Consider the following 23,694-nt stretch of genomic DNA (forward strand, 5'->3'; position numbering starts at 1 on the left):
CCTATAATCCTTACACGGCGGCATGTTATTAAATCTTTATTTTCCTTTTATTAGGCACAGTGCTATATATCACATACACCACTTAGGGTATACATTACCTCATACTCTTTGAATGCAGCTTAAATGCAGCACATCTACCACTTTTACCACACCGTTCCCCACCGTGCCACCTTAAACCCTGGTCAGGGCCGCATATCATCCGAAAGTATGAGAACCGTTTTTGGGGCCTTCAAAAACTTCACCCCAAAGGATGACAAATGTCAGGGGATATCGCTTTCAATTCCTGAAACAATTAAATCATGACTACTTCAACCATCCCCGCAGGCACTCCTGCGGTAGCCACACGAAACCTGTTCAAAACCTACGGCAAGGGCGAAGCAACCGTTCACGCGCTGAACAATGTGAGCGTTGACTTCGAGCACGGTAAGTTCACCGCCATTATGGGGCCTTCCGGCTCTGGCAAGTCCACGCTGATGCAGACGCTCGCTACCCTTGATGCGCCCGACCGTAACCCCCAGACTATTATCCGTATCGGCGGTACCGAACTATACGGTCAGAAAGACAACCAGCTCACCGAATTCCGCCGCGAACACGTAGGCTTCATCTTCCAGGCCTTTAACCTCGTACCCACCCTCACCGCCGGGCAAAACATCGACCTGCCACTGGGACTAGCCGGCAAAAAACCCGACCCGGTATGGCGTGACTATCTTGTTCAGACTTTGGGGCTGCAGAACCGCCTGGATCACCGCCCCGAACAGCTCTCCGGCGGCCAGCAGCAGCGCGTTGCCATTGTGCGCGCTCTGCTGGCTCGCCCGGAGGTCGTATTTGCTGACGAGCCGACCGGTAACCTCGACTCCAACTCGGGGTCTGAGGTTTTGCGGCTGCTGCGTGATGCTGCGACTGAGCACCAGCAGACCATCCTCATGGTCACGCACGATGCGCATGCCGCCTCGTATGCAGACCGCGTGGTCTTCCTCAAAGACGGCATGATCGCTGGCGAGATGCTCAACCCCACCCACGACGCCGTCCTGCAGGCCATGGGACAGTTGGAAGGTAAGTAAAAATGGCTACTACTACACTAAGTACGGTGGCGCGGGCGAACCTGCGCGCCTCCAAGAAGAAATATATTCTCACGGGTATTGGTATTGCCATTTCGTCGTTCTTCATTTCGGCGGTACTGATGCTTACTTCTTCGCTTCAGGCGACGCTGGATGCGACCATTGGCGATGTCTACGCTAACTCCCAAAACGTGGTGATTTCCGCGGGCGTGGAGAGCCAAGGCGCGAACCCCACCGCTAAGTTCCCGATGTCCAATGACACGGTTAAGAAGATTCAGGAATCCCCGGAGGTTAGCTCATCCTGGATTCTGTATACTTTTTCTGGTACCTACGGGGCCGATAAAGAGAAGGTATCATACGGTTCTGCGCCACCGTCAAAAGACCTTTCGCCCTTTAATATTGAGGGGAATCTCCCCTCTAAGGACACCGAGCTCCTGGTTTCTAAGACTTTCGCCGAGAAACACAATCTGAAAATCGGTGATAAGGTGACCATGCCCAATGTTGTCACCTCGGCTACCGATAAGGACAACGCGAAAGACACCGAGTATACCCTCACGGCTACCTTCAGCACCGGTATCTCAGAATCGCAGATGAGCAATGACCTTTACATTGGAGGCACCAGCCTTGCGGATATCGCACGTCAGCTTGCCGATGAAGAGGGCGGGATCGTCTCAGACCCCTCCAAACCTATGGCGCCTCAGGCCTTCATTAAGCTCAAGAACGATACCCAGGAATCACGCGATGCCCTGCAGAAAGAGCTGAACACCGGCGATAAGAACACCACCCCCAAGGTGTTCTCTAATACGCAGATGATGGACCACCTCAAGAAGACGTTCTCATCGCTCTTCGACGTTCTGGGTACTATCCTCGTTGCCTTCGCAATCCTGGCTCTGTTGGTTTCCTCATTCGTTATTTCGAACACCTTCGCGGTGCTGGTGGGCCAGCGGACTCGTGAGCTCGCCCTGCTGCGCACCCTCGGTGCCCGCGGTGGTTCACTGGTGCGAATGCTGCTTATGGAGTCGCTGGTGATTGGTCTGTTCTTCTCCATTATTGGTTCGGCGGCGGTGTATGCAGTCGGCGGGATTTTGAACGCAATGTATAGCACATTCGTCGTGAATTTCTCCCCTATGGCGTTTATTGTGGGCGTACTCATGTGCACTGTTGTGACCGTGCTTGCCTCGCTCGTCCCGGCCCGTACTGCCCTGCGCATCTCCCCCATTAGCGCCATGAGCGCAAATACTGAGCAGGCCGTGAAGAAGCCCAGCATCATTGGGGGAATTATCGGCGTCGTCCTCGCCATTGTGGGCGGTATTCTCACCACCGCCGCGCTGAAGGATAATAACGGCGGCACTGCCATTACCACCATCATGTGGGCGTGCCTCCTCTACGCGTTGGCGGTATTCCTGCTCACCCCGTGGATCCTGCTGCCGCTCGTTCGGATTATTGGATCGGTACTGCGCGGGCAGACCGGTAAACTCGCACTGGCGAACTCCCTGCGCTCGCCTAAACGCACCGTTTCAACCGGGCGCGCCGTGCTGGTGGGAACCCTGGTGATTGGCATCGTGCTAACTGGCCACTCGGTTTTGAGCACATCCATCGCCAAAGAGCTGGATAGGCTATACCCGGTAACAGCGTACGCACCGTTCGGTGAGTCCTCCGTGACCAATAGCAGTGCGAGCGTGACCAAGGCAAAGAATGTGGCCGATAAGATTAAGGGCCTTAAAAACGTTGAAGCCGTTAGTGTTGGCTCGGCTGCGGGCGTGATCGAATACACCGCAAAGCCCGATAATGCAGACTCCATTAACCTCAAAGACAATGTGATGTCCCTGAGCAATGATGACCTGCACAAGGTATCCACCGGCGAGTCCAACATTAACCTGAAGGACGACGAGGTGCTCGTGCCCCAGGATATTTGGGACTTGGGCAAGTTCGATAACAACACCCGTCTGAAGCTCACCGGGCCGCTGGGAACGGTCGAGGCCAAACCCATTAAGGCAGAGACCAAAGAGCCGTTCTTCGTGGTGAACCCGGCAACTGGTGCTAAGGTGCAGGATGCCTCCAACCCGCAGCCAGCCACTAGTGAACAGGCTATGCCGGAAGACCCCGCCGCACAGGAAGCGCTCATGAAGGCTGCCAAGGAAAACCCGGCCCTGGCACGCAGCTTTGCGGCACGCGGTACCGCAACTATGGTGCTCATGCGGGCAAAAACCCCGCTCACCAGCTCCGATAATAGCCAGCTGCAGAGCGAGCTTGCTAAGGCAAATGACGGAACCGAGTTCCAGGGCGGACTGAGTATTCGTAAGAGTAACGATCAGACTCTGAGTATTATGCTCAATGCGTCCCTGATCCTGCTGGCACTGGCAGTCGTTATTGCGGTGATCGGTGTGGCAAACACTATGACCCTGTCGGTGAACGAGCGCCGCCGTGAGAATGCGATGCTCCGCTCGCTGGGCCTGTCCCGCAAGCAGCTGCGCCGCATGGTCTCAACCGAAGCCGTCATGATTACCCTCGGAGCGCTGGCGATGGGCATCGTCTCAGGCGTACTCATTGGTTTAGTTCTTTCACGAGTACTGGTGCGGTCCATGCGTGAATCCATGGAAATGGTACCGGCCCTGCCAATTACCGGCATGGTACTCGTGTTGGTAGTGGGCCTATTCGCCGCATTCGCGGCGTCAGCCATCCCGGCCTTCCGGTCGGCACGGCAATCCCCAGTGGAGGGATTAAGGTCCCGCTAACCTCATAAGGATCCCCGGAAGGGGAAAAGCCCCCGGTGCTTTTGTCGGTTGGAGCCGGGGGCTTCTTCCTGCCCTCACAGCAGTAGCCCGCCAACATTACGAGCAACAGAAAGTCCCGGAGGCAACGGTATTCGTTGCTTCCGGGACTTTTAGCGTATGAAGATACGCACCGGTTACGCCTCTTTCGGCTCCTCATACCGGGGGAACACCGGCGACGGGGCCGGAAGCTCAGCACCGGCGACCAGAGCATCACCCAGCGCGGTAAACTGGCGCGCATCACCTTCAGCAACACCCAGCAGACCCAGCAGCTTCGCCATGGAGGCGGGCATCACCGGCTGCATGAGGATAGCAACCTGGCGCACCACCTCAAGGGTCACATACAGCACTGTGCCCATGCGCTCCAGCTCACCGTTCTTACGCAAAGCCCACGGCTGCTGCTCCGCGAAATAGGCGTTCGTATCGGCAAGCACCGTCCAGATACGCTCTAGGGCACGGTGGAATGCCTGCTCATCATAGTCCGCGCGAACCGGCTCATACAGGGCGGCAGCATCAGCCAAAATCTTACGATCAGCCTCGGTAAACTCGCCGGGGGTAGGCACCCTACCGTCACAGTTCTTCGCCACCATCGACAGCGAACGCTGCGCCAAATTTCCCAGGTTATTCGCCAAATCCGAATTAATACGGTTCTTAATCGCCTCGGCGGAATACGAGCCGTCCTGCCCGAATGAGACCTCACGCATTAGGAAGAACCGAACCTGGTCCAGCCCGAAGGCCGCCACTAGGTCGGCAGGATCCACCACATTACCCACCGATTTCGACATTTTCTCGCCATTAACCAGCAGGAACCCGTGCCCAAATACGCGTTTGGGCAGCTCAAGACCGGCAGACCAGAGGAACGCAGGCCAGTAGATAGAGTGGAAACGGGTAATGTCCTTACCAATCAGGTGCAGGTCTGCCGGCCAGTATTTGGTGAAAAGCTCCCCCTCAGTGTTCGGGTAGCCCAGGCCAGTCAGGTAGTTAGTCAGCGCATCCACCCACACGTACATAACGTGCTTATCATTACCGGGTACGGGCACGCCCCAGTCGAAGGTGGTGCGCGAAATTGAGAGGTCATTCAGTCCGCCCTTGACGAACGAGGTCAGCTCATTGCGGCGCGACTCGGGGTAAATGTAGCCCTGGGTTGCGTAAAGCTCCAGCAGCTTATCGGCATACTTTGAGAGGCGGAAGAAATACGACTCTTCCTCAGTCCATTCGACTTCCGTTCCGGTGGCAATAGCGTAACGCTGCCCGTCACGTTCTTCTGTCTCGTCCTCAGCATAGTAGGCTTCATCGCGTACGGAGTACCATCCGGCGTATTTATCGAGGTAAATATCTCCGTTCTCTTCCATACGCTTCCAGATCGCCTGCGACGCCTCATAATGGTCGGGGTCTGTGGTGCGGATAAAGCGATCGTAGCTAATACCGAGGGCATCATTCATCGCCTTGAAACGAGCGGAATTCTCGTCGGCGAGTTCCTTGGCGGTTACGCCCTGCTTCTCGGCGGTGGTCTGCATCTTCTGCCCGTGCTCATCGGTGCCGGTCATAAACCGCACATCGAACCCATCGAGCCGTTTAAAACGCGCCATAACGTCTGCGGCAATAGTCTCATAGGCGTGCCCAATGTGGGGGTTGCCGTTGGGGTATGAAATCGCTGTAGTGATGTAGTACGGGGTAGCAGTCATAATTATTAATCTTACCCCAGTTTCTGGCGCTGGATGCGGCGAAACAGTAATGCGACAAGCACGCCGTCATGTACCCACACACAACCCCAGCTGCAGCAGCAGACCCCCTCGCACATGTTGCACGCTGTACACCGTGACGGTGCTCAGCACGTAGCATGTGCGAAGGGGCCGCCTGCGTTTACAGCAGTGCACTGTAGGCTGGGCTCGCTAGCCGCATGACCACTCATAGAAGACCTGCGAGAAGTCACGGGCTGCCAACCGGTCCGGGGCAATCAGCCAGTTCGCTGTACCAACATCGCCCCAGAGCACCGTGTTCCCATACGAATCCATCGTTAACAGGTTCACGGTACACCTGCGGATATCAGAGTGTTCAGGCTCTTCGCGGCGTGGATCGCCCTGCATGAAGTGCGGTAACCCACCAAGCCTTGAGTAGTCCCCTGAACCAGTAAATTCCTCAATTTCTTCCACATCATATGCATCAAGGTCAAAAAGACTCGTAATAGCCTGTTCCGGGTATGCCTGGTTCCATTTCTCAAGCAGCGGGTGATTTATCGAATCGTTCGGGGCAAATATTTCCCGCCCAAGTGTCGTAAATTCGAGTGCACATTCATGTTTGATAGGCCACCAGAAGTCTCGCTCACGGTCCTCACAGGTCGCTACCGCATCCGGATTCGCTTCACCCAGCTGAGGATAGTAGATCACACGGTGGTCCTCTTCCTTATCTATCCCCCAACCTGAGTTTGTGCTCACCCAGAACTGCACCATGCCGGTGGGCGGATAAATGGGATTCTCGGGCAGCTCAGCACAATTAATCTGCGCGATCATGCCCATCGGCACCCCGTCCGAGTCGGTGGGTGCTTCCACCCCAGCGGGCAGATACGGCACTCCCCCGAACTTCGAGACGGTCACCGGCAGCGGCTCAGCGGCCTCAGAGGGCTTAATCCCAATAGCAGGTAATGAGTTTTCGGCATAGAGCTCTTCAATAAGGGCAGCAGCTTTCTCAACAATATCGCTCACAGGAAGCTCTCCTTCAACGGTTCTATCTATGGTCATTGCTGGGTTGTGCAGGTGTTTCCACCTGCGCCCTGGTTTAATGAGAGCACTCTCCCGAGCCAACACACAACCGATTTCGTCATTACCCGCTTTTTCTCATCTGACAAGCCCCGGTTAGGGGCAGCGCTCGGCACCAGAATGTGCCAGGAGGTTAGCCCGTGTTTTTACAGAGGCCGCTAACAGCATGACCACTCATAGAAGACCTGTGAGAAGTCACGGGCTGCCAACCGGTCGGGAGCAATCAGCCAGTTCGCCGTACCGCCATCACCCCAGATCACCAAATATTCTTCGCCATCCCAGACTGAGTCCATCGTCAGCAGGTTCACAGTGCACTCACGCTCCTCAGCATTCTCATGGTAGTAACGCGGGTCGCCCTGCACAAAGTCTGGTAAACCGCCAATCTTCGAGTAATCCCGTGAACCGGTGAACTTCTCAATTTCCTCTAGAACATCGCCGTCCTCAAAATTGTCAAGGTCAAAAAGAGACTTAATGGTCTGTTCCGGGTATGCCTGGTTCCACTTCTCAATCAGCGGGTGGTTCACTGAATCCTTGTACGGGGAGAATATTTCATGCTCCAACACCACAAATTCGAGTGCGCATTCGTGCTCCACCGGCAGCCAAATATCATGTTCATCGTCATTCATAGTTGCTGTCGCTTCCGGGTTCGCCTCACCCAGCTGAGGGTAATAGATAACGCGGCGGTCATTTTCGCCGCCTAATCCCCAATCGTCACCGCCCCCTATCCAGAACTGCACCATACCGGTAGGCGGGTAAATGGGGTTCTCAGGCAGTTCAGCACAGTTAATCTGCGCGATCATGGCCATTGGGTTCCCATCTGAGTCGGTGGGTGCCTCCACATCGACAGGAAGATACGGCACTCCCCCGAACTTTGAGACGGTCACCGGCAGCGGCTCAGCAGCCTTAGATGCCTTAACCTCAATAACGGGTAACGGGTTTTCAGCATTGAGCTGTTTAATAAGGGCGATAGCTTTCTCGGCAGTGCTGCTCATGGGAACTCCTTCGATGGCTCTGAGCTACGGTAGTTAGGGGTTACAGGCGTCACCGCCTGTGTTCTCCGCATTAATTAGAGCACCTTCCTGAACCAGCACACAATTGGTTTCGTCATTGCCCGTTTTTCCTCACCTGATATACCCCTCATCAGGATAGGCACAGCATTATCTAGTTCCGAACCGCCAAGCTGCTGGCAGAAAACTTTAGGGTACTACATGAGCTGCAATAAACGCTTCAAAGACCAAACGCATACAAAGGGGTGCCCACCATGAATGGCAGGCACCCCTGTAACGTTATTAGCTCAGCGCTTAGCGAGCCACCGAACCTTCGGTGTAGTCATCATCCACGGTGTTCCACGAGAACAGCTCACGCAGCTTACGGCCGGTAGCCTCAATCGGGTGCGACTCGCCCTGAGCACGCAGAGCCTTGAACTCGGGTGCACCAGCAGCCTGGTCGTCCATGAAACGCTTAGCGAACGCGCCGCTCTGAATATCAGCCAGCACAGCCTTCATGTTCTCCTTCACCTCGGGAGAAATCACGCGCGGGCCAGAAACATAGTCACCATACTCGGCGGTGTCAGAAATCGACCAGCGCTGCTTAGCAATACCGCCTTCAATCATCAGATCCACGATCAGCTTCAGCTCGTGCAGCACCTCAAAGTACGCGATCTCAGGCTGGTACCCTGCCTCAGTCAGCACCTCAAAACCGTACTGCACCAGCTGCGAGGTAGACCCGCACAGCACAGCCTGCTCACCGAACAGGTCAGACTCGGTCTCTTCAGTGAAAGTGGTCTTAATAACGCCCGCACGGGTAGCACCCAGCGCCTTAGCATACGACAGGGCCAATGCCAGAGCCTCACCTGAGGCGTCCTTCTCAACGGCAACAAGAGCGGGAACACCACGGCCTGCCTCGTACTCGCGGCGAACCGTGTGCCCCGGACCCTTCGGGGCGACCATAGCGACATCCACACCCTCGGGTGCGGTAATGTAGCCAAAGCGGATATTGAAACCGTGCGCAAAGAACAGCGCATTGCCGGGCTTCAAGTTAGGTTCGATGCTCTCAGCGTAGACCTTAGCCTGCACCTGATCCGGGGTCAGAATCATAATGACATCTGCCTCAGCGGCGGCCTCGGCAACGGTCGCCACACGCAGCCCTTCAGCCTCAGCCTTGGCGCGGGACTTGGAGCCCTCAGCCAGACCAACAATAACCTTCATGCCAGAATCACGCAGGTTCAATGCGTGGGCGTGACCCTGCGAACCGTAACCGATAATCGCGACGGTACGGCCCTGGACCAGGGAAAGATCTGCATCGTCGTTGTAGAAAATGGTTGCTGCCATTTCTTCTCCTAATATTTTGGTGTTTACCCGCTAAGGGCTCAGTGAATAAGTTTACTAGATGCGGTACCGTGCAGAAGGTTTAAACGCCTCTTCTCAGGATGCGGGCACCAGCACCACACGGCACCGCATACCCGCACCCAACGATAGTGGCTCCACCCACGGTTGCCAGCGGCTTCTTCCGCCGAAAGAGGGCGCTAAATGCGTTCGCTCATCGACCGCGGCCCGCGAGAAAGCGCAATAGTGCCAGCACGCACAATCTCACGGATGCCGTAGGGCTCGAGCACATCCAGCAGGGCGTTAAGCTTCTCAGCCGAACCGGTCGCCTCAATCACTACCGACTCCGTAGAGACGTCAATTACCGAAGCACGGAAAAGATCGGCGGCCTGAACCACCTGCAGACGCACCGCCGGGTCCGCCTTAACCTTCACCATAATGTGGTCGCGCTGTGTTGAGGTTTCCGGCGGCAGCTCCACCACTTTAAGAACATGGATCAGCTTATTCAGCTGTTTAGTGAGCTGCTCCAGAGTTTCAGAATCGCCATCCGCAACAATCGTGATGCGTGAAACCTTGGGAACCTCCGTGGGGCCCACCGCGAGGGAGGCAATATTAAACATGCGGCGGGAGAACAGCCCAGAAACGCGTGAGAGCACGCCGGGCTTGTCTTCTACCAGTACTGAAAGGGTATGCAGGCTCATTAGTTCTCCCCCTCTTCTCGACCGAAATCGGGCGAGGTGTTCTTCGCAATCTGAATCAAATCATTCGACACGCCAGCGGGCACCATCGGCCACACCATCGCATCCGGGCTAACGGTGAAATCAATCACCACGGGGCGGTCGTTAATCGCGAGCGCCTGCTTAATGGTTTCGTCCACGTCCTCGTCACGCTCGCACCTGAACGTGGCACAGCCGTACGCGTCGCCGAGCTTCACGAAATCGGGGATGCGGTCGGTGCCGTGCCCGGTACGCAGGTGCGTGTTGGAGTAGCGGCCGTCGTAGAAGAGGGTCTGCCACTGGCGCACCATACCCAGGGACGAGTTATTAATGATCGCAACCTTAATGGGGATATTGTTCTGCGCGCAGGTGGCCAGCTCCTGGTTAGTCATCTGGAAACAGCCGTCGCCGTCAATCGCCCACACCACGGAGTTGGGGTTTGCCACCTGTGCACCCATTGCGGCGGGCACGGAGTAGCCCATAGTGCCCAGACCGGAGGAGCTGAGGAAGTGACGCGGGTTCTCGTGCCCCACAAAGTGCGCACCCCACATCTGGTGCTGGCCCACGCCAGCCACGTAGAATGCGTCTGGGCCGGTGAGGGCGCTGATGCGTTCCAGCACGTACTGGGGTGAGCCCAGCCCGTCATCTGTTTTAACGTACCCCAGCGGGTAGTCCGCCTTAATCTTGTCCAGCTCAACCCACCATTCGGCCAGTGAGGGCATGTGCGGGGCGAACTCGGTGGCGAGCAGCTCGTTCAGTTCGGGCAGCACATATCGCAAATCGCCCACGATCGGCACGTTTGCGAAACGGATTTTTGAGATCTCCGCCGGGTCAACGTCAATGTGGATGACCTTCGCATCGGGGGCGAACGAGTCGACTTTACCGGTCACACGGTCGTCGAAGCGGGCTCCGAGAGTAATCAGCAAGTCTGACTTCTGCATGGCTGCCACGGCGGGAACGGTGCCGTGCATGCCAGGCATCCCCAAGTTCTGGGGGTTCGAGTCGGGCAGGGCGCCGCGGGCGTTGAGGGTGGTAACTACGGGTGCGCCAGTGAGTTCTGCGAGTTTAGCCAGCTCTTCGGAGGCGCCCGCACGCACCACGCCGCCGCCCACGTACAGTACGGGACGTTTGGACTCGGTAATGAGCTTAGCCGCTTCACGGATCTGCTTGGAGTGCCCGCGGGTGACGGGGGTGTAGCCGCGCACCTCAATCTTCGGGGGCCAGCTGAAGTCCATCATGCCCACCTGCGCGTCCTTGGTGATGTCTACCAGCACGGGGCCGGGGCGTCCGGTTGCGGCGAGATGGAAGGCGGTGGCGATGCACCGCGGGATTTCCTGCGGGTCGGAGATCATGAAGGAGTGCTTGGTGATCGGCATGGTCATGCCCACAATGTCTGCTTCTTGGAAGGCGTCGGTGCCGAGCAGCTTCGTGGACACCTGCCCGGTGATAGCGACGATGGGCACCGAGTCCATGTTTGCGTCCGCGATGGGGGTGAGCAGGTTGGTGGCACCGGGCCCGCTGGTTGCAATACACACACCTACTTTGCCGGTGGAGGTCGCATACCCTTGAGCGGCGTGCCCTGCACCTTGCTCGTGGCGCACCAGGATGTGGTTAATCTTGGAGGAATCCATGAGCGGGTCATAGGTGGGCAGGATTGCCCCGCCGGGCAAACCAAAAACGTCGGTGACGCCAAGCATTTCAAGGGAGCGGATGATCGCCTGGGAGCCGGTCATGCGCTCGGTGGTGTGTGTTTCGCCCGCCGCCGAAGTTTCAGGGGCGGTCTTAGCCGAGTATCCCGTGGTCATATTAATGCCTCTTATCGGTTCTTCAGTTCTCTGTAATCTGAGGTGAGGTGCGATAAGCTGGTGTGCCTTTCGCGCGTGCGCCCCGGTGGTTCCGTAGCTACAAAAAATACCCTCCGCTGGTGGTGGTAGCGAAGGGCGCTTACGTAGACAGCATCAAAGCCTCGTCCTGCGGCGCCCTAGGCGACGACTACGAGGCTAAGAATCAGCTGCATCTGTTGCTTTTGCACCCTTCTATGTTCGCGCGCTGGCGTGCGTGAGTCAAATCTCCCGTGCCGTTTTAACGAATTTTTTGCAGTATTTTTTGAGAAGTTGGCTTGTGAACGGGATGCAAGTGTTATCTGCCGGCCACTACCGGAGTATTTCACCAGTAAATTAGTGCATTTATGTGACATAAAACGGTGACGTAGAACGCGCCTGCCGGTAGAATTGGGGGTATGACCGATGTGAAAAATACGGCCGACACCGATGTAGCGCAGGCCAATCAACAGCAGGGCACACAACGACTAACCGGAGAGCAAGTAATCCGAGTACTGCACCCTGCTTTTGATAATCAGATCATTAATTACGGCGCCTACAACCTGGTGTATGCGACCGGTTCCGCGACCTACCGCAACCCCGATATTGCGGCTCTTCAGGAGGATCACCAAGAGTGCTTTCTGGTAGGTTATCAGGATTCACCGGATGAGGTGATTATTGCACCTATTCATATGCCTGAGGTGACCCCGGCAGGTGCGGCAACAACCATCGACAACACAAACGCTCTGCATGCGCATCTGACGAATGACAATCTGACTATTATGCTTGAGTCTATTAATGGGAGCCGGTTCAGGCTCACGCTATTAGATAAGCCCGAGATTACCACGCACGCTGGTACGGGCACTATTGATCAGACGCTGGATGTGCAAGATTTCCGGACGTTCGTGACCACTATCTGGCCTGTGCTTTAGGCCTGTGCGGCTACCGGTTCATGGCGCACCCCACGGCTTAGGGGGTGCGCCTTTTTAGCAGGTTACCCGCATGTACCCGGTACCGCGCTTGGCTGCGTGGGCGCGGGTGCAGAGTAAAAATAGGCGAGAACCCCGCCGATATTGGCGGGGTTCTCGCTATAGTGTGCGCCCCCTGGGACTCGAACCCAGAACCCATTGATTAAGAGTCAATTGCTCTGCCAATTGAGCTAGAGGCGCTTATTTACTTATCCACCAGCACCGCTGGCGACAGATAAAAACTATACGGCACTTGCTTCACCCTCGCAAATCCAGTTGGGGTGATACTCGCCACCCTAAAGCTGGGGTGTGTGGGGGCAGTAGTGAAAACAGCTTCGACCCGTTCATCTTGAGGCGCACCTGAGGCCGTGCCATGATGGTTTGTGGTAAAGACACTTCTGGCCCCGATAACCCGAAAGGCACACCGTGAGCACTCGTTTGGAACCCGGCACCGCCGCACCCGACTTCACACTACAAGACCAGGATGGAACCACCCGCTCCCTCAGCGACTATCGGGGGCAGAACGTCATCCTCTACTTCTACCCCAAGGCGTCCACCCCCGGGTGCACTAAAGAAGCATGTGACTTTCGGGATAACCTGGCGTCGTTCTCCTCACTCGGGTACACGGTGCTGGGTGTCTCACCCGATAAGCTGCCCGCCCTCAAGAAATTTACCCAGAACGAAGAGCTCACCTTCCCGCTGCTGTCCGACGCCGACCACGCCGTGGCCGAAGCATACGGCGCGTGGGGCGAGAAGAAGAACTACGGGAAAGTGTACGAAGGGCTTATTCGCTCAACCTTCGTCATTGATGAGCAGGGCACCATTAAGATTGCCCAGTACAATGTGCGAGCCACCGGGCACGTAGCAAAACTACGGCGCGATATGGGCATTGACCCCAAATAGCACCAGCATCCCCTATTGTGGGGGGGGGGAAGCGCCCCGCTGCGCCACCGCTCACGCTATTTGTGAACCCTTTTGCCGCTAGTGTAGACTTGCATACGTTGGTTTAGCACTGGCATCACGCGCGAGTGGTGAAATTGGCAGACACGCAGGATTTAGGTTCCTGTGCCTTACGGCGTGGGGGTTCAAGTCCCCCCTCGCGCACCATATTCTTTATTCAGAGCCTCCGTCCGCAATGGTCGGAGGCTCTTTACGTGAGCTCCTTGAACGCAGCGCATAGTGCTATCAAACAATAGGAACATAGCGACAATAATTTTCAGCCCGGTAACACAAACCACATATTTTAAAGAACTGCCCACCCCGAGAGGTTCCCTCTGGCAGTACCAGCCCACGGATGTATCTGCCGCCACTTTCGAACCTGAAGATTGTCTGAGGATTCAACGCAGCACACGGTTAATCTTCTATACGGCGAACCTGTAAGCGGTATGCTGAAAGTTCCGACTAAAGAATTTCTCACCGCAGACATCTATCGGTACCGCAGTGCCCGCACCGGGCGCCCCAACCCATATACCCGAAAGGACGCACCCGATGCCCACAGCACCGCTACCCCCAACCCGGGTCAGCCGCCGCGATGCACTGCGCTTGGGTGCCCTACTCACATGTGGGTTTACGCTCGCAGCCTGCGACTCGCGCAAAGGAAGCGGGGGTCAGGACGGTGAACACCGTGTTTTCCGTTTCGCCCAAGGCGCCCCGGCCGTGTCCCTCGACCCGGCCTTGGCGCCGGTTACCAGCACCACCCGTATCACCTCCCAAGTCCTGGAACCGCTCGTGGCGGCGAACCATTATACGGGCGAACCCGAACCGGCGTTAGCTACCTCATGGGACATCTCCGACGACCGACGCACCTACACCTTCACCCTCCGTGAGAACGTGAAATTCAGTGACGGTGCTGCACTCAATACCGGTGCGGTGCTGCGCAACGCCGACCGTTGGCGTGCCCTAGCCACTAATACCGACACCGCACACCTGTGCGTACCGCTTTTTCCGCTCTACGGGTGGGGTTTTGGGACCGCTGAAAAGGTAGAGACGAAACAACAAAGCCCCTCTGCCACACCAACGCCCACGGCAACAGGCAGCGCCTCCCCCGCCGAATCCCCGCAGCCCACCGCAGACCCCACAGCGAGCGCATCCGCCGAGCCGAGCGCCAGCGCCTCCGGGGCGGCACCTCACGACTCGACGCAGAAAGAACACGCCACATACCGCCACCAGCCGCTGCTGCAGTCAGTTGAGGAGCGTGAGGGCAAAATCGTCATGACGCTCAGCCGTCCCTCTCTCGCATTTTTGCGGATGCTCACCCAGCCCGCCTTCGGTATCCTCTCCCCCAACTGCCTGGACGAGAATTCACGGATTAAAGACCACCCTGTAGGCACTGGCGCTTTTAAGGTGCAGTCCTTCGAACAGGCGCGTACCGTGCTGGTGCGTAACGAACACTTTAAACGAGATAACACCAAGGTTGAGCTGGACGAAATACAGTTCCATACGCTCTCATCATCTGACAAACGCTACTACTCGCTGGTTGCCAGTAAAATCGATGCCTGCGATCAGGTGAGCAGGAACGACTTGGCACCGCTGGTGCGTGAGGGGTACCTGACCCCCACCCGTGACCCGTTCTCGCTGGTGTATTTTGATTTCAACCTTGAACACCCGGTGCTCAAAAACATTTCGGTGCGCCGCGCTATTGCCCGAGCCGTAGAGCGCGGCACCATTGTCCCCTACTATCTACAAGGCACCAGTGATGCTCTGGGGTACCTCCCCGCACTATTCCGCACCCGCGACGAAGACTTGTTGAACCCCTACTACCGCCGTGATACCGGTACCGCCCAATCGCTGCTGGCCGCCGCAAACTACAAAAACGAGGCGATCGAATGCTATTACCCGGTGGATGTTTCACTGCCGTGGATGAGCACCCCGCAGGTGATCTATTCGCAGCTGATCGGCTCGCTCATTGAGGTGGGTCTGAACATTAAACCCGTTCCGCTTGGGTGGGCAGAATACTGTGAGAAGGCCCGCAGCAACGGGGCCGAACGCGGTATGGTTCTGGGCGGTTTCTACGGTGCCTACCGCGACCCGTACGCTTTTCTGGGGCCCGTGCTCGCGCCCCTGCTGGTAGCACAGTGGCTCAACGAAAAAGACCCCAACCGGGCTAAGTCTCTCCCCCAGACCGCGCAAAACCCTGTCTCTTCCGCTACAGCTTCTGCAAGCCCGCAGCCTTCGGCCTCAGCGAGTGCATCGGCTTCCCCCTCCGCCTCTGAGAGCGAGTCGGCGAGCCCCAGTGCATCACCTGCCGAAGGTGAGCAGGGGCAGCCCTCACCGACCCCATCACCAACGCCAACGGTTAAGCCCGCGCATATTGACCCGGCCCCCTCACTTGAGCAGATTATGCGCGATATTCGAGATGCTGATTCTGCGGAGAACGTGGAAGATCAGCGCTCCAGGTATCGGCAGGTGAGCACGCTACTGGCTCAGTACATGCCGGGGGTTCCACTCATGAATGTGACCTCGAACGTGGCTCTTAGCCGTGACGTGCAGGGGTATGTGACCGAGCAGAACGCCATTGAGTATTTTACGAAGATTACGGTGGCCTAGAGGCGACCCTTCCGTGTCTACCTCACGGCTTGCACGAGAGCTGTATCACTACTTCATGGTTCTTGCCGGTAGCCGCTAAATGGTGAAAGAGGAGTACCCTAGAAGTATTGGCAAGCGCTTGTTAACCACCACTGACGGTGGGAAACACCGAGATTTGGGAGTATCTGTGGGAGCACGTACTGAACGCACCGATGTCGTCCTCGTAGGCGGCGGTATTATGAGCGCCACTTTGGGCGTTTTTTTGAAGGAACTTGAGCCTTCCTGGAACATCATTCTTCTTGAGCGTCTAGATAAAGTGGCGCAGGAGTCAACAAACCCCTGGAATAACGCGGGTACCGGCCACTCCGCCCTGTGCGAGCTGAACTACGCACCCGCAGGACCCGACGGCACCGTAAACCCCACTAAGGCGCTGGGCATTAACGAGCAGTTCCAGGTGTCCCGCCAGTTCTGGGCCTCCCTGGTGAACGAGGGCATCCTGCCGGATAACTCGTTCATTAACCCGGTGCCGCACATGTCGCTGGTATTCGGGGATGAGCACTCAAAGTACCTGGCGGCCCGTTATGAGGCGTTCCGCACCCAGAAACTCTTTGAACGGATGGAATTCTCAACCGAGCGGGACAAGATCGCTGAATGGGCGCCGCTGACCGTTGCGGGCCGAGCCGCAGACGAACCGATCGCCGCCACGTGGGCGCCCGAAGGCACCGATGTTGATTTCGGGGCCCTCACCAAGAGCATGGTGGACTACCTGCAAACCCACGGTGTTGAGGTGCGCTACGGCTACCAGGTGACTGATGTGTCCCGCGAATCCGATGGTTCGTGGACTATTCAGGCTAAGAACCGCATCAATAAGGAAGAGCCGCTGACGGTTCACACGAAGTTCGTGTTCCTCGGTGCCGGTGGCGGCGCCCTGCACCTGCTTCAGAAGTCTGGGATTGAAGAAGGCAAAGGGTACGGCGGCTTCCCGGTCTCTGGCCTGTTCCTGCGCAGCACCAACGAGGCAACCGCCTCCCAGCACAATGCGAAGGTGTACGGTCAGGCGTCGGTAGGTGCGCCGCCCATGTCAGTGCCGCACCTTGATACCCGCTACGTGGACGGCAAACGCTCCCTCCTGTTCGGGCCCTACGCGGGATTCAAACCGAACTTCCTCAAGCAGGGCTCATACTTCGACCTGCCGCTGTCGGTACGGCTGAATAATGTGTACCCCATGACCCGCGCCGGTGCCGCGAACACTTCGTTGGTGAAGTACCTGGTCACTGAACTGTTCAAGAGCCGTGAGGCACGGCTGGGTGCGCTGCACCGCTACTACCCCGAAGCCGTGGGGGACGACTGGGAGCTCATTACCGCCGGTCAGCGTGTGCAGATTATGAAGCGTGACGCGAAGAAAGGCGGCGTGCTGCAGTTCGGTACCGAGGTTGTTTCAGCTTCCGACGGTTCACTGGCGGCACTGCTGGGTGCTTCCCCAGGCGCATCGACTGCGGCACCGATTATGCTGAACCTGCTCAACCGCTGCTTCCCCTCCCGTATGGCCGCATGGGAGCCGCGTATCCGTGAGCTGGTGCCCGGGTACGGTATGAAGCTCAATGATAACCCGTCCCTAGCCGATGAGCTCATGGGATACACTGCGAAGGTTCTGGGCATCTACAACTAGATTCCGCTAACTACCGCGCACGCCCCCGGAGGACAGGGTGAACCTGTTCCCCTGGGGGCTTACTTACCTACTGCGCCCACCCAGACACCAAGGGTACGGCTGCCACAGAGGGGCCTGCTCTCAGGTATGATGTGGGAAACGAACCCGCACACACGAAGGGCCCCTTCCGTTATGGATAACGGTACGAATACAGAAACAGCTTTAGAGTTTGACCAGAACCCGGCAAAAACCGCGCAGGTGCGTCTGAAAGATTTCCCCCGGGGAAGCATCAGCCACATTTTTCGACGTGCAGGTTTTAATTTTCTGAGCAGCAACGGAACCGATTCGGCGGCCGCACTCACCTACTTCACGGTGCTGTCTATCTTCCCGGGGCTGCTGGCCTTCGTCTCTCTTCTCGGTATTGTCGGGCAGGGCCAGGAAAGCGCCACGGTCATCCTGGAATTTCTGCAAGAAAACGCGCCGCAGCAGATGTACAGTATCGTCGAAAACCCCATCCGGCAGCTCACCAACGGCCAGGGCGCGGGTATTGCGCTTCTTATCGGTATTCTGAGCGCCCTCTGGTCTGCCTCGGGCTATATTAGTTCCTTCGGCCGCGCCATTAACCGCATCTACGGGGTGCGTGAAGGCCGCCCCGTGTGGGTTCTTATACCGTTCAATATACTCATCACCACGGCCGTAGTGGTACTGGCGGTGCTGATGATGCTCATGCTGCTGCTGGGGGTGGATGTGCTGAACATTATTGGCTCTCACCTGCCGCCTCACGTTGATATAGAACTGGTGAAAGTGCTCTGGCTCAATGGGCGCTGGATACTCATCTTCCTGGCGGCTGTGGGGCTTATCGCCATGCTGTACACGGCCACCCCAAATATTCGCCACGAAAAAATGCGCCGGATGAGTCCCGGGGCGTTCGTAGCTCTGATTGGTATGGCCCTAGGCGGCTTCGGTTTTACCCTCTACACCAATAATTTCAGTAAATATAACGCCACCTATGGCCTGATCGGTGGTGTGATCGTCATGCTGCTCTTCACCTGGATTATGAACAATATGCTCCTCTACGGCGCGCACCTAGACGCCGAAATTGAGCGGATGCGGCAGTTAGTTGCCGGAGAGCGCTCAGAAGACATTATTCGAGTAGAGGTGCGTGATGACCGCGCCCTCAAAATACTAGATCATAAGAACGAGACGCTCATATCTCAGGCCAATATGCTGCAGCGCAAGTCCGGGGGACAGCAAATCATGCCCAAGCCCAAAGAACCGTCACTAGCCCAGCAGGTATCACAGAAAGTCACCGCAACATTCGAACAGGTGCAGGACAAAGCAGACCAGGTGCGCGGCATGTTTGATAATTCCCAAAACACCAGCCAACCCTCCAACTCTGCCACATTATCCGAAGCAGACACCCGGGCAGATGACCCCGACGGACCCGATGAAAACCCGGACAACCAGCCCACGCTTTTCTAGTGTCCGCTTCCGGTACAGGGTCTGGGGGACGGACGGATTCATATGCCGCGTAAATACCCCCAGGCCCTGGGACGTACACGGGGCAGTCACAAACCGGTGGCCTGGCGCCTGTGAATTCTGCTGCCGACACACCCATAACGGGTTTCTGGAAGCCACTACAGGGGTGACCATGGGCTGTCCCAAAGAATGCGAAAATAGGGATTATGACCCACACGATCCCCAACTTTGAATACACCGTCTACGCGCCCGAGCACCCCACGCAGCAGGCGCTGGTGCTCATGATTCACGGGTTCGCCACCCGCGGCGACCAGCTCTGGGGCGGTACCGGGTGGGTGCGCCAATACCTGCGTGCAGGGTACACCGTGATCGCCGTTGATCTGCCGTACCACGGCCGGGGCTGGCTCAAAGACCCCTCGTTCTCCGTAGCGGCCAAACTGCCGCCTAGAACAGCCGTGCAGGTGGGAACCCTGGCCCCTGCACCTGATGGGGCAGACACCACCGATGCGATGGGAGCGCTCGTCGAAGCGCTCACCCGTCTGCTGGATGGCCTCCAAGAAAGCGGCAACACCACCTCACAACGGCACCCCGTGCACGTGGTGGGATTCTCCTTCGGGGCGCACCTGGGGTGGGATCTAGCGGTCGCTCACCCGCAGCTGGTAGCTTCCCTCGTGCTGGGCGGGCTGCCGCTGTGCGACCATCTTCAGGACTTAAAGGTGCTCTTTGACGGCGGCACCATTGATGACACCGAAACGCTGCAGGCGTTCACCAGCATCATTAGTTCCTCCCCCATCCGCCAGGAGGCGCTCCACCGATTTGTGGCTCTCTCCTTCGCCCCCTTCGACCCGGACGCCATACGGGGCGGACAACGCCCACGCTGCCCCATTCTCATGGCCGTAGGTACCGAAGACAGCGTGGCTGCAGACGCCCACGAACTCTACGATATGGTTGCATCCGACAACCCCCGAAACGAGCTGCTTCTCTTACCCGGAAGGGACCACGTGAACGCTCTCACTGCCGGTGTTTTCCGCCGGGCGGCCCTGGCGTTCTCACAAGAAGCGGAAGCAGCCGCCAAGGTATAGTCCTCCCCGATCTGAGGAAGAGCCCAAACAAATGTGTTCGCCGAATGCGAGTCTACCTGTTGCGGCGAGGGCACAGACCTTAGAATAAACGTATAAACATTCTTTTATCTGCCGTTGTGGTAGAAGCCCACCCCCTAAGGAACAACATGCACAAAGTTAAAGCAGTTGTAGCGCTCGCTAAGAACGAACCCGTCACCGTAACCACCATTAACGTGCCAGACCCCGGTCAGGGCGAGGCCCTCGTGAAGGTTCTTACCTGCGGCGTGTGCCAGACAGATCATCACTATGTTGCCGGTGGTGTGGGCGATGAATTTCCCTACCTGCTGGGGCATGAATCTGCCGCTGTTGTAGAGGCAGTGGGAGAAGATGTCACCAATATTGCTCCCGGAGACTTAGTTATCCTGAACTGGCGTGCGGTCTGCGGTGAATGCCGTGCATGCCGTAAGGGCGAGCCGCAGTACTGTTTTGCGACCCATAACGCTACCCAGAAGATGACTCTGGAGGACGGCACCGAGCTCACTCCTGCTCTAGGCGTTGGCTCTTTCGCCGAAAAAACCCTGGTCGCTGCGGGCCAGTGCACGAAGATCACCGCCGACATTTCCCCCGAACAGTATGCCGCTATTGGACTGCTCGGGTGCGGTGTGACCGCAGGCCTGGGCGCCGTTCTCAATACGGGTGCGCTCAAGCGCGGAGAGTCTGTAGCCGTTATTGGGTGCGGCGGTGTGGGTACCGCTGCAATTGCCGGGGCGCAGCTGGGCGGGGCAACGACCATTATCGCCGTTGATATTGATGACGATAAACTTGAACGCGCACGTCAGCAGGGCGCAACGCACACCGTGAACTCCGCCAAGGTAGACCCAATCGAGGCTATCCGGGAGCTGACCGGCGGGTTTGGTGCAGACTTGGTGATAGACGCGGTAGGTATCGCCCCCACCTTCAAACAGGCTTTCGAAGCACGCGATCTTGCCGGGCGCGTGGTACTTGTGGGGGTCCCTGAGCCTGGCACCACCTGGGATATTCCGCTGGATGAGGTTTTCGGGCGCGGCGGCTCCATTAAGAGCGCCTGGTATGGTGACACCTTGCCTTCACGCGACTTCCCCGAGTTCGTGGACCAGTACCTGCTCGGCCGCCTCGATCTGGACGGCTTTGTCTCCGAGCGTATTAAGCTGGAAGACGTCAATGATGCCTTTGAAACCATGAAAACCGGTCGCGTGCTGCGCTCCGTGGTGGAACTTTAAAACCGGGAAAGGAACCCCTAATGACTGAAGCTATTGAACGGGTTGTTACCCACGGGACGTTCTCACTCGACGGCGGCACCTGGGAAGTCGATAATAATGTGTGGATTATTGGTGATGACCAGCGTGCGACAATCATTGACCCCGCGCATGATGTCGATAAAATCGCAAAAAAGGTTGCCGGGCGCACGGTCGAAAAAATTCTGCTGACCCATGCTCACGACGACCATATTCGTTCCGCGAAGGAAGCCGCCGAGCGCTTCAAAGCACCCGTCTACCTGAACCCTGAGGATCGGGTGCTCTGGGAGATGGTGTACCCCTCCTGGGACTTCGACCAGCCCCTGCACGACGGGCAGAAAATCAGTGTTGGCGCTACCGAGCTGCAGGTGCTCGCCACCCCCGGGCACTCCCCCGGCTCGGTCTGCTTCTATGCACCTGAACTCAGCTGGGAAAACAGCGAAGGCGTACTCTTCTCGGGTGATACCCTCTTCAAGGGCGGCCCTGGAGCGACGGGGCGTTCCTACAGCGACTTCGACACCATTATCGACTCCATCGAGTCGAAGCTGCTCACCCTGCCCGAATCCACTGCGGTTCTCACCGGTCACGGAGATTCCACAGGCATCGGCGTGGAGGCACCCGACCTCGACGCCTGGAAGAAACGCGGGCACTAAAACAACGCTGGCAGTGTAAGAAACTGTAAAACCAAAGCGCCGCTGGACAGCGCCCCCCTCACACAGTTTGTTCCCCGCCACACCGCATATTGCGGGTGAGCGGGGAACAAACATTTGACGTAAACCAGCCGGTTGCGGGCACTAATCAGCCTCAGGCAGCGGCTCCAAATGCTCCTCATAGTCAAGACGCCACACATACCCAAACACGTGCCCAAGCACCAGGTATAGGCACGCCGCGATAATCGGCACCATAAAAGCATTACGGTAGTACGGCGAATCACCCAAGAAACCGCCCCACATGCTGCCCATCGTAATACCCACCGCAGACATTGACCGGGCAATAAAACTAACCTGAGAATCGGGCGAATGCCCCATAAGCATCGACAGACTCAACGACTGCCCCGCCAGCGACGCCCCCAACGCCGCACCAAATAGCACCAGCGCCCCAGTAGTGCCCTCAATACTGCTGGAGGCAGGCAGCAGCATCGCCGCGAAAACCAGTGTCACGCCACTTACCAGCCAGCCCTGCCACGGCACAATCCTAAACCCGCCCAGCAGAATAGGCACAGCCACCACCACTATAACGCCCGTACCCACCGCAATCATGACCGGGTACAGGTACAGCGAATCATAGGACATCACCATACCCAGAAGGCCAGTGGCCGCCGACCCCAGGCACGCCCCAAGCATCGCCGTGCCCAGCACCAGCAGCAGCTTCAGCACATTAACATGCACACCCCGCCCGGTATGCGGGAGCTGAGTCTCAGGGTGCTGCAGCAGCGCCGAAGCCGCCGAAGGAGTCGGCGCGGCGGTGGCGGCTGTTCGGGGCCGGGACCCCGGCAGCAGCGACGGGGTGAAAAGCACTGCAGCGATCAGAAGCACATCCAAAGCGGCGGTAACCCACAGGCCAGCACGGCCGCCGCCATAGTACATTGCGGGAAGAGTTAAAAGCGCAGCCAGAGGGTACATCGACAGGTTCAGCATATTTGACCAGGCCATCACCACCGGCCCATTACCCGCAAACTCGGTGTTATGCGCACGGTGCCGCTGGCTCAGCACCGACCACGGCGGTATCGTAACCCCCACCGCCAAACACATGAGCGCATACTCGGTGGTGCCGACACTCCCCCCACCCCCCGACAAATGTGACAGGTACACGAGCGCAGGAATATTAACCACCGCATACATGCCCAGCAGCCAGCGGATACCAATAAACCGCGTCATGACCGAGGTCAAGAGGCTAGTGCACGCAAAAGCAAAAACAGCTGCGCCCACCGAGTAGCCACTCAGGTGAACGCTAAAACTATGATTAGTGACAATAATAAAAAGAGAAATACCGACCAGCACAACGGGCAGGTGCATGAGCACATCAAGCAGGAGTCTCGCAAAACCGTCCGACCGCAGCTGCCGCCACAGAAGCGCCCTGCCCACACGGTGACTACGGCGAAAATTCCGCCACTGCTTACGCAGTGTAAAACGGATACTGCCCCACATCATTGAACTACGCGGATAATCATCTAATACAAAATCGACAGGCTCCGTAAAACTCGGTCTGGAATAGGACCGAAGAACACCGGCGCTCTTGCCGAGTTCCGGGCCAGAAAAATTATGCATAGGATGCCTTCCGTGCAGTAGGACAGA

Annotated in this window: 17 protein-coding genes and 2 tRNA genes; 11 read left to right on the plus strand and 8 right to left on the minus strand. The window is 57.4% G+C overall.

Translation table 11 applies throughout. From position 1 onward, the window contains the following. The first annotated feature begins 299 nt into the window (after positions 1 to 299). Both D8M41_RS04990 and D8M41_RS04995 read left to right on the plus strand, forming a co-directional pair. Positions 300 to 1,061, plus strand: a complete 762-nt coding sequence (locus D8M41_RS04990) for an ABC transporter ATP-binding protein (RefSeq protein WP_037235444.1) — start codon at positions 300 to 302, stop codon at positions 1,059 to 1,061. A gap of 2 nt (positions 1,062 to 1,063) precedes the next feature. Beyond that, positions 1,064 to 3,793, plus strand: a complete 2,730-nt coding sequence (locus D8M41_RS04995) for an ABC transporter permease (RefSeq protein ID WP_023134662.1) — start codon at positions 1,064 to 1,066, stop codon at positions 3,791 to 3,793. A gap of 173 nt (positions 3,794 to 3,966) precedes the next feature. Here D8M41_RS04995 and metG read toward each other — a convergent pair whose 3' ends face one another. From metG to D8M41_RS05025, 6 genes are all read right to left on the minus strand, one after another. Next, a complete protein-coding gene (metG, locus tag D8M41_RS05000; protein WP_023134661.1) occupies positions 3,967 to 5,514 on the minus strand; it encodes a methionine--tRNA ligase in 1,548 nt (515 codons plus the stop codon). A 207-nt stretch (positions 5,515 to 5,721) separates the two neighbouring features. Further along, positions 5,722 to 6,531, minus strand: a complete 810-nt coding sequence (locus tag D8M41_RS05005) for a YwqG family protein (protein ID WP_037235454.1) — start codon at positions 6,529 to 6,531, stop codon at positions 5,722 to 5,724. Between the two features lie 212 nt (positions 6,532 to 6,743). Next, positions 6,744 to 7,577: a YwqG family protein gene (locus D8M41_RS05010; RefSeq protein ID WP_023134659.1), complete on the minus strand. Its 834-nt coding sequence runs from the start codon at positions 7,575 to 7,577 to the stop codon at positions 6,744 to 6,746. A 309-nt stretch (positions 7,578 to 7,886) separates the two neighbouring features. Next, complete coding sequence (ilvC, locus tag D8M41_RS05015) at positions 7,887 to 8,915, minus strand: ketol-acid reductoisomerase (RefSeq protein WP_126926513.1); 1,029 nt, start codon at positions 8,913 to 8,915, stop codon at positions 7,887 to 7,889. Positions 8,916 to 9,109: 194 nt separating this feature from the next. Further along, positions 9,110 to 9,610: an acetolactate synthase small subunit gene (gene ilvN / locus D8M41_RS05020; RefSeq protein WP_023134658.1), complete on the minus strand. Its 501-nt coding sequence runs from the start codon at positions 9,608 to 9,610 to the stop codon at positions 9,110 to 9,112. Continuing rightward, entirely contained in the window at positions 9,610 to 11,430 is a 1,821-nt protein-coding gene (locus D8M41_RS05025) for an acetolactate synthase large subunit (RefSeq protein WP_006888665.1), read from the minus strand. The genes ilvN and D8M41_RS05025 overlap by 1 nt, the downstream gene beginning before the upstream one ends. A gap of 434 nt (positions 11,431 to 11,864) precedes the next feature. On the opposite strand from D8M41_RS05025, the gene D8M41_RS05030 reads away from it, so the two are divergent. Further along, entirely contained in the window at positions 11,865 to 12,377 is a 513-nt protein-coding gene (locus tag D8M41_RS05030) for a hypothetical protein (RefSeq protein ID WP_006888666.1), read from the plus strand. A 164-nt stretch (positions 12,378 to 12,541) separates the two neighbouring features. Here the strand turns inward: D8M41_RS05030 and D8M41_RS05035 are convergent. Continuing rightward, positions 12,542 to 12,614: transfer RNA gene (locus D8M41_RS05035), tRNA-Lys, on the minus strand. 225 nt (positions 12,615 to 12,839) lie between these two features. Here D8M41_RS05035 and bcp point away from each other — a divergent pair. The 8 genes from bcp to D8M41_RS05075 all read left to right on the plus strand — a co-directional run bounded on the left by bcp (position 12,840) and on the right by D8M41_RS05075 (position 22,053). Then, entirely contained in the window at positions 12,840 to 13,316 is a 477-nt protein-coding gene (gene bcp, locus D8M41_RS05040; RefSeq protein WP_006888944.1) for a thioredoxin-dependent thiol peroxidase, read from the plus strand. A gap of 119 nt (positions 13,317 to 13,435) precedes the next feature. After that, positions 13,436 to 13,520: transfer RNA gene (locus D8M41_RS05045), tRNA-Leu, on the plus strand. Positions 13,521 to 13,901: 381 nt separating this feature from the next. Next, positions 13,902 to 15,959, plus strand: coding sequence for an ABC transporter substrate-binding protein (locus D8M41_RS05050; RefSeq protein WP_006888835.1), 2,058 nt, complete (start codon positions 13,902 to 13,904; stop codon positions 15,957 to 15,959). A gap of 166 nt (positions 15,960 to 16,125) precedes the next feature. Further along, positions 16,126 to 17,607, plus strand: coding sequence for a malate:quinone oxidoreductase (locus D8M41_RS05055; RefSeq protein WP_006888947.1), 1,482 nt, complete (start codon positions 16,126 to 16,128; stop codon positions 17,605 to 17,607). Positions 17,608 to 17,778: 171 nt separating this feature from the next. Continuing rightward, complete coding sequence (locus D8M41_RS05060; RefSeq protein ID WP_006888951.1) at positions 17,779 to 19,068, plus strand: YihY/virulence factor BrkB family protein; 1,290 nt, start codon at positions 17,779 to 17,781, stop codon at positions 19,066 to 19,068. Positions 19,069 to 19,271: 203 nt separating this feature from the next. Then, complete coding sequence (locus D8M41_RS05065) at positions 19,272 to 20,147, plus strand: alpha/beta fold hydrolase (RefSeq protein WP_006888935.1); 876 nt, start codon at positions 19,272 to 19,274, stop codon at positions 20,145 to 20,147. A 146-nt stretch (positions 20,148 to 20,293) separates the two neighbouring features. After that, positions 20,294 to 21,385 carry an S-(hydroxymethyl)mycothiol dehydrogenase gene (locus tag D8M41_RS05070; protein WP_006888829.1) on the plus strand — a complete coding sequence of 364 codons (1,092 nt, stop codon included), beginning with the start codon at positions 20,294 to 20,296 and terminating at the stop codon, positions 21,383 to 21,385. 20 nt (positions 21,386 to 21,405) lie between these two features. Then, positions 21,406 to 22,053 (plus strand): MBL fold metallo-hydrolase, encoded by a 648-nt coding sequence (locus D8M41_RS05075; RefSeq protein ID WP_006888933.1) that lies wholly within the window; start codon positions 21,406 to 21,408, stop codon positions 22,051 to 22,053. A 141-nt stretch (positions 22,054 to 22,194) separates the two neighbouring features. Here D8M41_RS05075 and D8M41_RS05080 read toward each other — a convergent pair whose 3' ends face one another. Continuing rightward, positions 22,195 to 23,667 carry a hypothetical protein gene (locus D8M41_RS05080; protein WP_006888899.1) on the minus strand — a complete coding sequence of 491 codons (1,473 nt, stop codon included), beginning with the start codon at positions 23,665 to 23,667 and terminating at the stop codon, positions 22,195 to 22,197. Positions 23,668 to 23,694: the final 27 nt, after the last annotated feature.

The sequence above is a fragment of the Rothia sp. HSID18069 genome (assembly GCF_003989155.1).
Classification (GTDB): domain Bacteria; phylum Actinomycetota; class Actinomycetes; order Actinomycetales; family Micrococcaceae; genus Rothia; species Rothia aeria.